Origin of the sequence: Nostoc sp., from assembly GCF_036919675.1 — a bacterium.
Classification (GTDB): Bacteria; Cyanobacteriota; Cyanobacteriia; order Cyanobacteriales; family Nostocaceae; genus Nostoc.
The window spans coordinates 1-12990 of record NZ_JBALCP010000034.1; the positions used below are offsets into that span (position 1 = coordinate 1).

The 12990-nt window shown below is 41.8% G+C and carries 14 protein-coding genes and 1 pseudogene; 4 read left to right on the forward strand and 11 right to left on the reverse strand.

Going from position 1 to position 12990, the window contains the following annotated elements; translation table 11 throughout:
• Nucleotides 1-205 precede the first annotated feature (205 nt).
• Nucleotides 206-475, forward strand: a pseudogene (locus V7K49_RS05505) (ISKra4 family transposase); the annotation flags it as partial.
• A gap of 41 nt (nucleotides 476-516) precedes the next feature.
• Here the strand turns inward: V7K49_RS05505 and V7K49_RS05510 are convergent.
• The 5 genes from V7K49_RS05510 to V7K49_RS05530 form a co-directional block, all read right to left on the reverse strand.
• Nucleotides 517-1140, reverse strand: a complete 624-nt coding sequence (locus tag V7K49_RS05510; protein WP_334871417.1) for a hypothetical protein — start codon at nucleotides 1138-1140, stop codon at nucleotides 517-519.
• 416 nt (nucleotides 1141-1556) lie between these two features.
• The gene (locus V7K49_RS05515; RefSeq protein WP_334871416.1) at nucleotides 1557-1886 is read right to left on the reverse strand and encodes an MgPME-cyclase complex family protein; all 330 of its coding nucleotides are present in this window, start codon (nucleotides 1884-1886) and stop codon (nucleotides 1557-1559) included.
• A 63-nt stretch (nucleotides 1887-1949) separates the two neighbouring features.
• Nucleotides 1950-2669 (reverse strand): SnoaL-like polyketide cyclase, encoded by a 720-nt coding sequence (locus V7K49_RS05520; protein WP_334871415.1) that lies wholly within the window; start codon nucleotides 2667-2669, stop codon nucleotides 1950-1952.
• 151 nt (nucleotides 2670-2820) lie between these two features.
• On the reverse strand, nucleotides 2821-3546 hold the full coding sequence (locus V7K49_RS05525; RefSeq protein WP_334871414.1) for a pyridoxine 5'-phosphate synthase: 726 nt from the start codon (nucleotides 3544-3546) through the stop codon (nucleotides 2821-2823).
• 349 nt (nucleotides 3547-3895) lie between these two features.
• Nucleotides 3896-4135, reverse strand: coding sequence for a cytoplasmic protein (locus V7K49_RS05530; protein ID WP_335204810.1), 240 nt, complete (start codon nucleotides 4133-4135; stop codon nucleotides 3896-3898).
• Nucleotides 4136-4471: 336 nt separating this feature from the next.
• Between V7K49_RS05530 and V7K49_RS05535 the strand changes: the two genes are divergently transcribed.
• Genes V7K49_RS05535 through V7K49_RS05545 form a run of 3 tightly spaced genes read left to right on the forward strand, consistent with a single transcriptional unit; the run spans nucleotide 4472 to nucleotide 5579 of the window.
• Nucleotides 4472-5110, forward strand: a complete 639-nt coding sequence (locus V7K49_RS05535) for a Uma2 family endonuclease (RefSeq protein ID WP_335204811.1) — start codon at nucleotides 4472-4474, stop codon at nucleotides 5108-5110.
• Between the two features lie 17 nt (nucleotides 5111-5127).
• Complete coding sequence (locus tag V7K49_RS05540) at nucleotides 5128-5361, forward strand: type II toxin-antitoxin system HicB family antitoxin (RefSeq protein ID WP_335204812.1); 234 nt, start codon at nucleotides 5128-5130, stop codon at nucleotides 5359-5361.
• Nucleotides 5358-5579 (forward strand): type II toxin-antitoxin system HicA family toxin, encoded by a 222-nt coding sequence (locus V7K49_RS05545; RefSeq protein ID WP_335204813.1) that lies wholly within the window; start codon nucleotides 5358-5360, stop codon nucleotides 5577-5579. The genes V7K49_RS05540 and V7K49_RS05545 overlap by 4 nt, the downstream gene beginning before the upstream one ends.
• Nucleotides 5580-5656: 77 nt before the next feature.
• On the opposite strand, the gene V7K49_RS05550 is transcribed toward V7K49_RS05545, so the two are convergent.
• The 6 genes from V7K49_RS05550 to V7K49_RS05575 form a co-directional block, all read right to left on the reverse strand.
• Nucleotides 5657-6241 carry an ABC transporter substrate-binding protein gene (locus tag V7K49_RS05550; protein ID WP_335204814.1) on the reverse strand — a complete coding sequence of 195 codons (585 nt, stop codon included), beginning with the start codon at nucleotides 6239-6241 and terminating at the stop codon, nucleotides 5657-5659.
• A 182-nt stretch (nucleotides 6242-6423) separates the two neighbouring features.
• Nucleotides 6424-7452 carry an ABC transporter substrate-binding protein gene (locus V7K49_RS05555; protein WP_335204815.1) on the reverse strand — a complete coding sequence of 343 codons (1029 nt, stop codon included), beginning with the start codon at nucleotides 7450-7452 and terminating at the stop codon, nucleotides 6424-6426.
• A gap of 156 nt (nucleotides 7453-7608) precedes the next feature.
• Nucleotides 7609-8451 carry a caspase family protein gene (locus V7K49_RS05560; RefSeq protein WP_335204816.1) on the reverse strand — a complete coding sequence of 281 codons (843 nt, stop codon included), beginning with the start codon at nucleotides 8449-8451 and terminating at the stop codon, nucleotides 7609-7611.
• Between the two features lie 34 nt (nucleotides 8452-8485).
• Nucleotides 8486-8863: a hypothetical protein gene (locus V7K49_RS05565; protein WP_335204817.1), complete on the reverse strand. Its 378-nt coding sequence runs from the start codon at nucleotides 8861-8863 to the stop codon at nucleotides 8486-8488.
• A gap of 293 nt (nucleotides 8864-9156) precedes the next feature.
• Nucleotides 9157-10842 carry a dihydroxy-acid dehydratase gene (gene ilvD / locus V7K49_RS05570; protein ID WP_335204818.1) on the reverse strand — a complete coding sequence of 562 codons (1686 nt, stop codon included), beginning with the start codon at nucleotides 10840-10842 and terminating at the stop codon, nucleotides 9157-9159.
• A 177-nt stretch (nucleotides 10843-11019) separates the two neighbouring features.
• A complete protein-coding gene (locus tag V7K49_RS05575) occupies nucleotides 11020-12450 on the reverse strand; it encodes a calcium-binding protein (RefSeq protein WP_335204819.1) in 1431 nt (476 codons plus the stop codon).
• Nucleotides 12451-12990: the final 540 nt, after the last annotated feature.

The following is a 12990-nucleotide window of genomic DNA, read 5'->3' on the forward strand; positions in this document are numbered from 1 at the left end:
CAAGAAACCGATACATAGAGGGCAAGGAGCTAAATTAGAAACACTCACTTTTTCTATTCTTAGTACCGCTTAGAGCTTAACCGAACCGTATTGGGTCTGAGCAAGAAGAGGAAGAACCAAAAGATTGAATTCCTATATTATTCGCGATAAATACTCGCGAATAACATGGATTCTTTTATTTTTGCCAAATAGGGATGTTCCCACTACTGACGTGATTGAGGGTGCAATTCGTTACTTAATTAAAGACAGAATGGACATTACTGGCGCTCGATGGAGTCTTGAAGGTGCTGAAGCTGTTTTACGTCTTCGTTCTCTCCATATTAGTGGTGATTGGAATGAACATTGGCGCTTTCATTTACTGCAAGAACGTCAACGTCATCATCTGGCTTTACATCAAGGTGGCATTCCTTTGCTCAAAGATGTCACTCAAGCTCGTTGTTCTACTACTCCACTACCAATAGCGTTGGTTGCTTGACTACATCTTCTTAAAAGAGCCGCACCCCAAACTTAATATCACTACAACCGCACAGTTGAGCGCAGCAGAATCACCTTACGACTATCTACTATACTTGCAACAAAACCGCCATTGTTCAGCTTTTGCAATGTGTTGTATGCTTCAGTTTGGTTAGTGGTATAAACTGCCAACAAGTAAGGGCGTTGTCCATAAGAAACAAAACCTACGTTACCTCCCACTACTCGCTGCACACTATTTACTAGTTCTGGACGGTTGTAATAATCTACCAGCACTGCATAACCCTCTCCTAATGCTTGAGGATTATAGTTAACTGTCTGCTGAGGTGGCTGTTGCTGTGCCTGAACATTTGGTGTTGTTGGTCGAGTAGTAATTATGGCAGACAAGCCAACAATATTGCTGACATATCTCGCCCAACGATTGGCATCGTCAATTTTGTTAAAGCCCCCTACTCGCGTCACAGTTTCGTTGAGATATTTGCAAGTAATGGTCTTCAGTTGAGGTGGTAAGGCACTACGCAACTGCTTTTGATTATTTGCTGTGGGACTGACTACTAATAAAAGATACTCACCCGCATTTGGTGGTTGACAAAGGGGAATGGCTTGTTGGGCAAAGACAGAACTCATACAACCAATCAACCCTGCGTAAGCGAAGCTCGTCGTAGACATCGCTAATCCTAAAACACTTGGTAAAGTCTGAAATCTATGCACAAAAGTTAGATTATATAAATCAAGGTGTCCTAAAAGATTTTATAAGAAAAAAGCTGAAAACCCAGTTACTTCAGTATGGGGATGAAAGGAGTGTAAAAAAATATATTTTGTTATGTGCAAATAAAATAGGGAGTGGGGGAGCAGGGGACAAGCGAGATGAGGGGAACAAGGGGAACAAAGGAGAATTTACTCCCCCTTCTCCCTTGTATCTTTTCCATACCCCATGCCTAATGACGCCAGTTGCTTCTCCTAAGGGAGACGCTTTAGCGCAACGAGCGTCGGGAACCTCCCAAAGGGAAAGCCAGTCGCCTACGGCGGGAAACCCGCCTACAGCGCTGGACTCACCGCAACGCACTAGCTCCCCAATGCCCAGATTAGGAAACAGTAGCAAGCGATGCCAAGGCATCGGGTATTGTTTCAGAAGGAGCCTGAAATTCTCCAGTGATGACGTACTCTAAACGCAGTTTTAACCAAGTAATAAATTGGGGATTAGTGGAAATAATTGCTACTGCTGGTTGGGGACATTTCGCCTTTAGCTCTGTAAACTTCGGTGTTTCCAAGAAAGCTGGTTGCGGAACCAACCAAAAATCTATTTGTTTTTCTTGCTCGTGGTAATGACGGGTGCGCTCTTTGATAACTTCGTGTATTGGTTCTTCTTGGAGAAGAAAGCGTTGACTGGCCAAAACATAATAGTATGTTTGCATTTTCATCCTTTGGTTACTATCTAAATAATTTAAGGGCACAGTTCTGCACTGTACCCTTACAAACTAACTTTTTTGGAATTTCTTGAACCAAGAACTGAACGGACAAGCACTTCGCTGGTTTTCAGCATTTGTTTGTTTGCCACCAGATGTTAGCTTTTCCAAGAACAGACTATTGTCAAAGTAGTGTTCTAAGGAAATAACCTTTAAGTCATCGGTAACTTTTGCAATGCTCATGCCGATAATTTCTATCGTCTCTCCAGTCGGTGCATGGCCTTTATATTCTCCGTTAAAATGTCCCCAATGCCGCCACTTGAATGTCACATTTGGTGGCCCTGAGAAAACTTCCACCACTTCCCAAGGAAATCCTTGGGGAAATGTTGTGTAGAAGAGTTTTCCGGATGATTCAAAGGTTTCTTCTGAAGCCTTGTAATGTTCTGAATCAGCCATAAACAAATTGTAAGTACCTTGGGCTGATACATCTGCTGCTGTGTACTCTACTCCACCATTGGTACTCACACGAAACTTGTCATTCACAATAGACAGCCACTGTTGCGGGTTAGCTTTGAAGGATACCTCCATCTCAAAGGTTCGTACTAAGTTTTGCACGATCGCTTCCAGTGTACCTTCAAGGTGATTGTAGTTACTTTCTTGGGCGAGATTCTCGTTTGAACGAGAATAATCAGGCGGTGTCTGATCGCGCCACTCGACATCAGTGCTTTCTGCTATTACCTTATCCCGATGCTGTACCCAAAGCGGTAAGTTGTTAGATTGTGTTGCGCTCATAGAAGTTTTTGCTGAAGATTTGATTCCAATTTCTAGATTTCGCAGTGACAACCCCTCTTTTAAGACAGGTTATAGGGGAGCAGGCAGTGGGGAGTGAGGAGTGGGGAGCAGAAAGGAAATTGTAGTAAGTGTTTCCCCTCTACCCAATGCCCTATGCCCCATCCCCTCGGATAGCTTGTTTCATCTCACGGACTGCCCTTTCCATACCTACTAATGCTGCCCGACTGATGATGGTATGACCAATGTTGAGTTCTTCCATACCTGGAAGCGCAGCCACCGGATAGACGTTCCAGTAGGTGAGTCCATGTCCAGCGTTAACTCGCAATCCAGCTTGAATCGCTTGTTCACACCCTTTAGCTAATATGGCTAATTCTCGCTGGCGATTTGTTTCATCCTTAGCCTCAGCATATTGTCCGGTGTGTAATTCAATAAAGCGCGCCTGTAGCTTGACAGATGCTTCAATTTGTGCTGATTCTGCATCGATAAATAAACTAACTGGAATGTTAGCGCTTTGCAATTTATCAACTATCTCACCTATTCTAGCAAGTTGCCCGACGATATTTAGTCCGCCTTCTGTTGTAACTTCTTCGCGCTTTTCCGGGACTAAAGTCACGTAATCTGGTTTGATATTGAGAGCGATCGCTAGCATTTCATCTGTAGGGGCCATTTCTAAATTAAGATGCGATCGCACTGTTTGCCGCAACAGTAGCACATCCCGATCTTGGATATGCCGCCGATCTTCGCGTAGATGCACCGTAATTCCATCTGCACCCGCTAATTCTGCCAGCACCGCCGCCGCTACGGGGTCTGGTTCCACCGTCCGCCGTGCTTGCCGAATGGTGGCGATGTGGTCAATGTTAACGCCAAGTGTAGCCACCCCAAATTTCTCCCAAATCCACAGTCCTCAGAACTTGATTTTACCGGAAATAGTGGGAGTTATGCTTGAGAGCTAAAAACACATCACACACGTTAGGAACTTCCAAAAAATAAAACATTCCCGCATAGATAATGATAATCACTAGGAAGGGGAGACGGAGGCAACCCCTTTTCTCTTTATGATAATAATTATTATTTTATCTTCCCTGTATTTTGTTTTTTCTGGAATAATTTATTTTTTGGAAGTCCCTTAATATTCGGCGGTACTTCCCGGTGTTAGAGAACGACCAGAAAAAAGCTGCAAAAACTAGCTAGTAGGCGTAGCAAATAGCATTCATGGTCAGACCACCTTAAAACCAGTATTGATGCAATTTTTTAAGGGTTTCTAAATCAATTGGATATCCAGAATTTGAGCCAATTACACTGTCGATCCCGCATTTGGGACAAAGTACAGTTGCGCCCCAATCACAGTACTCACAAATTTTTTTAGGAGCAAAAATACTTAGGCAGTAGTAACATCCAGCTTTTTCACTTACTTCGATTTGTTCTCTATTATTTATGGAGTATTGACTTGCTAATTTTATATCCATGATTAATTTACTACTTAGCGTTACTAACCGTTGAAAGTTAGGTTGAAATTATTATACTAAAAGTTGTCATTTAGAGGGGTTACAGATAATACGAATAGAGTCTGGAACTATTTAATTTGATTCTAACCCAGGACGTGGCACAGAGTTTACTATCTGTATTCCTTTAAAAATCAAAAAGTAAAAATTGCGAAAAACATTGAAACAAGTAAAGATGATTTCAATGATTTATTGGCTAATTTCTATACTCATGCTCAAAAGCGATATACTTTAAGAAAGTTGATTTGTAAATTCAATCTACTGGATATAATAGCTACTACATCAACTCTTTGAGGTGATATGTTTTTAAAACTGCAACAAATTATCGTCAAACCTGGTCAACAAATGTTACTCCAGGATATTAGTTGGCAGCAGTTAGAAAATATTTTAGAAGAAATGGGAGAAAAGCGTGCCGCACGTATTTCTTATAGTCATGGCTGGTTAGAAATAATGGTTCCCCTACCAGAACACGAAAAAGATAAAGAATATATTGGTGAGTTAGTAAGAGTTTTATTGGACAAACTCCAAATTGATTTTGAGCCTTTTGGTTCCACAACACTTAAAAATGAGCGAATGCGGCAAGCCGGAGAACCAGATACTAGTTTTTATATTCAAAATCAAGCTGCTATCATTGGAAAAAATCGCATTGATTTAAATATAGACCCACCACCAGATTTAGCAATCAAAATTGATATTATCTCCCGGACTCGATTTGAGAATTATGAAATTTTGGGAGTTCCTGAACTTTGGCGACATACACAACAAGGTTTAGAAATTTCTTTGCTCAAAAAAGGAAAATATATAAAATCTGAATCTAGTCCTAATTTTCCTGATATCCAAATTGTTGAATTAGTCAATAAATATGTTCAGCAGTGTTTAACAATTGGAAGAAGTCAAGCTATACGTAATTTTAGAGATTGGGTTAAGAATAATTTATAATAGTAAGATAAATATATTTGCAACAAATCTTGGAGTCAAAGTTGAAAAGACAAGTAATTATTTATCCAGGAGAAGATGGTTATTGGGTGGCTGGATGTCCTAGCTTACCTGCTTGTATCAGCCAAGGGAAGACCAAAGAAGAAGTTATTGCCAACATCAAAGAAGCCATCGAATTATACATTGATGTTTTAAAAGAAGAAGGTCGCCCTATTCCAGAAGATCATCTGGAAACTGTTTTGGTTGATGTATGAGCAAATTACCTGTCCTTTCTGGTCAAGAGTGCATTAAAGCTTTGGGAAAGGCTGGTTCTTATATTTTACGACAACGTGGAAGCCACATTATTTTACGTCGAGATGAGCCATTTGCTGAAGTGGTTGTTCCAAATCATCAAGAATTAGATAAAGGAACTTTACGAGCAATTATTAGACAGGTTGGGCTGAGTGTCGATGAATTTATCGAGTTGCTGTAAGTGAAAGACTGGATGCGATCGCTATTTTGAAACATTACGACAAATAAGTGCGATCGCTATTAAGTAATGCTGCAAAACTAAGGTTTAATCGGCACAAACTCATATTTATCAGTACCAGGCTTTTGTTGAACTTTGACTAAAAAGATGGGGTTGTTGATGCGATCGCCTGATGCTAAAAACTGAATCTTTCCCGTTGCACCATCGACTGAAAAATCTGGACTGTGCAGCACCTTTTGCAATTCATCGCGTTTGTTGGTTAGTTGTAAACCTGCAATGATCGCCAAAGTTGCATCATAAGCCGTAGCTGTTCGCCAATTCACAGTTGCATCCCAAAGTTTTTGGGCTTTTTGCGGAAAGATGTTACTAGGAAATGCTGCGGGATACCAAGGTGCAGAGATTATCAGTCCGTTGATACCTCTGCCCTCCTTTAAGGTTTCGTCAGTGAAAAGTGTAGGACTACCAAATACAGTCAACTGCCCTTGATTAGATTGTACCACCGCTAGACCTTGCTTTATTTTGTCTACATAAAGACCTAACACCAAGGCATTAGCACCGCTACGTACAGCTTGAAAAATGACAGCACTCAGGGTAAGCGCATCTAATTTTGTAGTTATTGATACAGACAAAAAGCTTAAAACTTTGTCTAAATATCGATTTTTCATTCAAAATAGAACGAATTGTCGTAAATGATTGAAAAAACATGAGTGAAATAGCTTTTTAGGTTTTTTAATCACATAAAGATGGAAATGTCAATCCCACCCCTTGACTCAGTGTAGTAATTTTGAACTTATTTGTGTTTTGGGTGAACCCCAAAACTACCGGATCAATAGGGTTTGAGATGCGCTTACCCTGTGACAGCACTAGGGTTAAAGTCACGGGCAGAAATATCGCATTCTGTAGAATTAATCTGACCGCCAGCAGCCTTTATCGCTTTAACAAACTCACTGTTAAACGATTGATTATCCATCCCCTGGTAATCAACACAGATAAGAAAATTGGTTTTGCCCGCTATTTTAATAGCGTAATTAGAAACGTTATCTGCTATGGATTTAACACTAGGAGCAGTGCGGAAGATATAATTGCCAATACTGGTAAGATTTTGGGCATAACTGGTGGGAGATATCATCACTAATCCACCTTTTTGATACACTGGGGCTGCGGAGATGGAAGCATTACTAAAATTATGTCCCACGACAGCAAGGATGCTGGCATCTTTGACAAAACGACTGGCAAGCTGTACAGCTTCACTTGGATCATTATTATCATTAGCGATCGCAACCTCTAAAGCTTTACCATTAATGCCACCACTCTTATTCACCTCATCTTGAGCTTGAGCGATACCGCGTAGCATCTCCTTTGCTACATTTGGATTTGTACCAATGGGTACGCTCACAGCTATTTTAACGTGTTCTGCCTGCTGACGAGCCTTAGCGTTATTCAAGTAAATCAATGTTTCTGGGTCTGTAGGATTAGTTTGACGGGATAAATTGAACTTATCAATAGCAAGCTGACAATTACCCTCTAAAAATGCTTTAACTCCAGCTTCTTTATCTGGGTTCGTATCTTGTTGTTTTGATAAAATTTCTTCACCCAAGCTAATTCTGTCATTCAAAATATACGGATCTTTAGCACATAAATTTACTGGAGTCGGAACTACTGTTGAAGGTCTATTTGGGATTTTGGGCAGCAAAATAAAGTAGAATACAGCACCACCTAAAAATACTCCAATTACTACGATTATGATAGTTTTAATCTTAGCTATATCTTTAGTTTCTTGGACGATAATTTTTTGAGATTGTATATTATTAATTCGGTCTTCAATTAGTTTTATATCTTCATCTCTAAGTACTAAAAGTTCCTGAAGACGTTTCAACTTAGCGCGAGTTTTTTCACTTAAATTAGGATCTGATTCTATTGCCTTACAGAACGCTTCTTCATACTTTTGTAATTTTCTTTTGTACTCTTGATAAGGTTTTAAAACCTGAGCTTCTATTGAATCTGCCTCCTCAAGGGTAAGTTGTAGATTTTCCTATTTCACTTGTAATGTAATCCGATCAAGTTGATGAATTTCACCACCGCCTTCCTTTGCTAATTCTTGAACTAGTTTGTGATAAATAAGCTTTGGATCGCCTTTTGGTGCTTTAGCTATGTAAATTTTATAACCTTCTTCCAGTGGATAGATTTTCGGTGTCATTGCTGGCGCTTCTTGCTTGACCTTAATACTGGCATATTCATGCAGTTCATCAACATAAATCCGTCCATCTCCGTCTTTATCGGCGGCTCCTTTTTCAATCCCCTCCACTAAATAGCGTGTGTAAACTGAAAGTTCTGAACCTTCTTGCTCAAATGAATACTGAGTGGATGTGGAAGAAGTCAGAATTGCTCGTCCTTTTCCGCCTAGCTCCTCTTGCAAATTTACCGTGCTGTCATCTCTTGGAATAATATCCCGAGCAATTGCCCCACTAAAGCAGCAATCCAAAATGACCACCTGTCTCTCAGATTTGCTTTCATTCATATTTTCGTTCAGAACACTAGCTGCTAGCGCTGAGTGCTTAACTAGCTTCCCATTCTCTTTACGAGTATTACAGTTTGACAAGTAAAGCTTGCAGTTTTCATCTTTTATTCCATGACCAGAAAAGTAAAACAGCAACAGGTCTTCTCTTTGGCGATTGTCAAAAAGTCTGTATATTGCATCTTCCACTTCCTGCCGATCCGGATTTTTTAGTGCTATAACATCGGTCTCGGCAAATCCTCCCATTTCTGGGTTTAGTAAAACTCGCTGCATTGCCTCCACATCTTTTGTAGCTGCAAGCAATGAGGTAATATCTGCTCCATACTCGCTTACACCAATTAGCAGCGCTACCTTCGCCATGTCGCTATTCTCCTTTATTTGTGGAATTTATCGGCTAGCTGCCTGCAATAAACTTTTGAGCTTGTTCAATGGCGGCGGTTAATTCTTTCTGACTGCTGGCTTTAACTTTTAGTTTTTTACCGTTAGCCTCAACTTCCAATTCAATGATTTTGTTGCCCAAGCGATCGCCCAAATATCCCAACAATTTCTTAAAATTGGCAAGGCTCACCTCTGTTTGCAACACTCCCACCAGAAAACCGCCAACAGACTTGGCTCCTTCAGGTATTTCTGTAACTGCTACGAATTCAGCACTTTCTACATCTAAGTCTTTGATTTCTCGGAGGAGATTTCGCGTTTCCCGTTCTTGCTCGTCTGCATCTAAGTCTGGATTAGAAAGAGCGATAGTCAATTTGACGTTAGATTCAAAACTCATTTTGTACCCTTTTCGGTTTTAAGCAGTTAACAGTCAACTATATTTCCGTGATTTCTCTATTGACATCATAGCTGCTATGTAAATTTCCTGAAACTTCTTCAAGATTTTTACAAAAACTCATAAAATTTAGGTAAAAATTACTAGAAATAGGAGGATCGCCCCTTTAGCTTTCAATAAACCACGCACGCAGCAGTTCTGGGGCATTATATCCTATATTCCGCACTTTAAATGAATTGGGAAGCCTACACTGTACCGTCAGTCCAGTGTAGGTAGTTAATATCATGTCAGGTTATTTAAAACAAGTCCAAATCTGTCACAGCACCAATGCTGCTAGAAGATACCAATTTGGCATATTTCGCCAACACGCCTTTAGTGTAACGCGGAGCGGGAGGTTGCCAGTTGGCACGACGACGAGCCAATTCTTCTTCAGATATATTCAACTGCAATAGGCGAGCGGGTGCATCAATAGTAATACTATCGCCTTCTTCTACAAGAGCGATCGCACCACCAACTGCCGCTTCTGGAGCAACATGACCAACCACCATGCCGTAAGTACCCCCAGAAAAGCGTCCGTCGGTAATTAATGCCACTGCATCACCCAAACCAGCACCGATAATTGCTGAGGTGGGAGCCAACATTTCTCGCATCCCAGGGCCGCCTTTAGGCCCTTCGTAGCGGATAACCAGAATATCACCAGGTTGAATCTTACCCGCCAAAATTGCATCTAAAGTGGCTTCTTCCGATTCAAAGACCCGTGCAGGACCGGTAATTACTGGTTTTTTCACCCCGGTAATTTTGGCGACAGCCCCTTCTGTTGCCAGATTACCTCTAAGAATGGCTAAATGCCCTTGGGGATACATTGGGTTATTCCAAGGACGAATAACATCTTGATTGGCAGATGGTTCTTCTGGTATATCTGCTAATATCTCTGCAATCGTTTGACCGCTGATGGTGAGGCTATCACCATGTAACAAGTCATGCACAAGTAGCATCTTCATTACTTGCGGAATGCCACCAGCTTTGTGCAAATCTGTAGCTACATATTTACCACTTGGTTTTAAATCACACAAAACTGGAACACGGGCGCGGATAGTTTCAAAGTCGTCCAGCGTTAACTCTACATCAATGGCGCGGGTGATCGCTAATAAATGCAACACTGCATTCGTCGAACCACCCACCGCCATAATCACAGAAATGGCATTCTCTATAGATTTGCGGGTGATAATTTGGCGGGGTAAGATTTGTTTCTGAATCGCTTCAACTAACACAAACGCTGATTTTTCCGTGCTGTCGCCTTTTTCGGCATCTTCTGCCGCCATTGTCGAGGAATAGGGCAAACTCATCCCCAGCGCTTCAAATGCTGAAGACATGGTGTTAGCGGTGAACATTCCCCCACAGGAACCAGCGCCAGGACAAGCCCGACTTTCAACTTCTAATAATTCCTTTTCGTCAATTTTTCCAGCACTGTATTGACCAACAGCTTCAAAAGAACTGACAACAGTTAAATCGCGTCCATTGTAGTGACCGGGTTTAATTGTGCCACCGTAAACAAAGATAGCAGGGATATTCATCCGCGCGATCGCCAGCATTGCCCCGGGCATATTTTTATCACAACCGCCAATAGCTAGTACACCATCCATACTTTGTCCAGTACAGACGGTTTCAATGGAATCGGCAATGACTTCCCGCGACACTAGGGAATATTTCATCCCTTCAGTTCCCATCGAAATCCCATCGCTAATAGTAATCGTGCCGAACACTTGCGGCATCGCTCCGGCGGTTTTTATCCCAACCTCTGCCCTTTGTGCCAGTTGATTGATCCCCATATTACAGGGAGTGATCGTACTGTAGCCATTGGCAATGCCCACAATAGCTTTATTGAAATCTTCATCTTTAAAACCAACTGCACGCAGCATAGCTCGATTAGGCGATCGCTGCACCCCTTGCGTTACAACTTGGCTTCTCAAATTCTCTGACATCTTTTTTCCTTCCGTGCCTCATCGCTTGTATTGCGATTGTATTACCTGATTTTCTCATGTATACGTGGCGCGCTCAAACAACTATAAAAAGGAGAGGCAAGTTTAACTTGCCTCTTTCCGCAACTATTCAATGTCAGAATTCTGCCTCCTGCCTTATTTTCAACACAGTCTATTAAATTAAAGGATAATGTCGCTTGCCATTAGTTGTGCTGCTCCTGCAAGCTGAATCTCAAATTCAGCCGACAAATCCCCATCAGTGCTACCTTGGAAAATCCCTCCTGAATAACGGATCTGACCGATTGCAGAGAATGCACGACTCCCAATGAAAGTGAAGGCTTGGTTGCCCCCGATAGTGGAGTTGGCGTCGATAGTAGATAAATCGATTTGATCACCTGCAAAGATACCGTTTCCAACAAAGTCAGTGATCACATCCCGTAACAAACCAGGTTGACTCTCAGAAACGAAATTGAAATCGAAAACATCGTTACCTGATTTTCCAGTGAGAACATCAGTCCCACCAACACCAATCAGGATACCAGCGTTACCAAAATCACCGCTAATCGTATCATTGCCAGATCCACCGACAAGGCTATCGTTGCCAAATCCGCCAACAAGGCTATCGTCGTCAGATCCTCCGTCAATCTTATCGTTGCCAGAACCGCCGTTAATCGTATCGTTGCCAGAACCGCCGTCAATCGTATCGTTGCCAAATCCGGTGTTAATCGTATCGCTGCCAAATCCGCCGGCTATTGTATCATCTCCAGATCCGGCATTAATCGTATCGTTGCCAAATCCGCCGGCTATTGTATTGTTCCCCGCTCCAGCGTTAATCGTATCGTTGCCAGAACCACCATTAATCGTATCGTTGTTAAATCCGGCGTCAATCTTATCGTCGCCAGATTGGCCGTCAATCCTATTGTTGCCAGATCCGGCGTTAATCGTGTCGTTGCCAGATCCGCTTTGAATCTTATCATTGCCAAATCCAGTGTTAATCCTATCGTTGTCAGATCCGCCGTAAATCGTATTGTTGCCATCACCGGCATTAATCGTATTGTTGCCAGAACCGCCGTCAATTGTATCGTCGCCAGATCCGGTGTTAATCGTATCGTTGCCAGATATGCCGTCAATTATATTGTTCCCCGCTCCGGCGTTAATCGTATCGTTGCCAGATCCGGCGTTAATCGTATCGTTGCCAGATCCGGCGTCAATCTTATCGTCGCCATCACCGGCATCAATCCTATTGTTGCCAGATCCGCTGTTAATTGTATCGTTACCAGATCCGCTTTGAATCCTATCGTTACCCGCTCCACCGTTAATTTTATCGTTGCCAGAACTGCCGTAAATCCTATTGTTGCCAGATCCGCTGTCAATCGTATTGTCGCCTCTTCCGCCGTCAATCGTATCGTCGCCAGAGCCGCCAAGAACGCTATCATTACCGTTTCCGCCAAGAAGGCTATCGTCCCCAGAACCGCCATTAATCGTATCGTTGCCAGATCCGCCCCTAATCGTATCGTTACCGTCAAATCCGTTGATTATATAAGGGATAACAGAAAAAGAATTACCAAGATTGTCAGGTAGTAGTAGGCTGCTAGGGAATAAACAGATCATTTTCTACGCAATTGCATAGGTTTTAGGACATTTTCACTGTATTTCTAATCACAAGAATTATGATACTACCTTCAAGCGTGCTTTTTTCCCTTTATAAAAAATAATAATTAACTTTCTTTTATTACTCTCGGCAGAACCTATCTGAACAAAGGTTTCAGATAGTGTTAGTTTTGCCTATTGAGATTTGTTTGGTGGTTCCTGTAGTTATGTATAATGAAGTAATTGTCAATCACTTAAAAGCCTTGTTGACTGATGCGATCGCTGCACCCCTTGCGTTACAATTTTGCTTCTCAAATTCTCCGACATCTTTTTTCCTTCCGTGGGATCATCGCAACTGTTGCGATTGTATTACCTGATTTTCTCATGCATACGCGGCGCGATCGTTTCTTTGAATTTAGAGGATAAAGGTATAAGAAATGACCTCCTCATTTCCTCTGACTTTTCACGGGATGTGGAAAGGATCATTTTGAGGGTTTCCCAAACTCTGATTTTTCCGTTATCTATTTTCATTAACCTAGAACTATTGAGAATTAAGCTGTG

What these genes read in the sequence shown, in the direction of transcription:
- V7K49_RS05530 (WP_335204810.1), bottom strand. Translation starts at nt 4,135, where the DNA reads ATGGATATAAAATTAGCAAGTCAATACTCCATAAATAATAGAGAACAA.
- V7K49_RS05545 (WP_335204813.1), top strand. Translation starts at nt 5,358, where the DNA reads ATGAGCAAATTACCTGTCCTTTCTGGTCAAGAGTGCATTAAAGCTTTG.
- V7K49_RS05560 (WP_335204816.1), bottom strand. Translation starts at nt 8,451, where the DNA reads ATGGCGAAGGTAGCGCTGCTAATTGGTGTAAGCGAGTATGGAGCAGAT.
- V7K49_RS05510 (WP_334871417.1), bottom strand. Translation starts at nt 1,140, where the DNA reads ATGTCTACGACGAGCTTCGCTTACGCAGGGTTGATTGGTTGTATGAGT.
- V7K49_RS05520 (WP_334871415.1), bottom strand. Translation starts at nt 2,669, where the DNA reads ATGAGCGCAACACAATCTAACAACTTACCGCTTTGGGTACAGCATCGG.
- V7K49_RS05565 (WP_335204817.1), bottom strand. Translation starts at nt 8,863, where the DNA reads ATGAGTTTTGAATCTAACGTCAAATTGACTATCGCTCTTTCTAATCCA.
- V7K49_RS05535 (WP_335204811.1), top strand. Translation starts at nt 4,472, where the DNA reads ATGTTTTTAAAACTGCAACAAATTATCGTCAAACCTGGTCAACAAATG.
- V7K49_RS05575 (WP_335204819.1), bottom strand. Translation starts at nt 12,450, where the DNA reads ATGATCTGTTTATTCCCTAGCAGCCTACTACTACCTGACAATCTTGGT.
- V7K49_RS05515 (WP_334871416.1), bottom strand. Translation starts at nt 1,886, where the DNA reads ATGCAAACATACTATTATGTTTTGGCCAGTCAACGCTTTCTTCTCCAA.
- V7K49_RS05550 (WP_335204814.1), bottom strand. Translation starts at nt 6,241, where the DNA reads ATGAAAAATCGATATTTAGACAAAGTTTTAAGCTTTTTGTCTGTATCA.
- ilvD (WP_335204818.1), bottom strand. Translation starts at nt 10,842, where the DNA reads ATGTCAGAGAATTTGAGAAGCCAAGTTGTAACGCAAGGGGTGCAGCGA.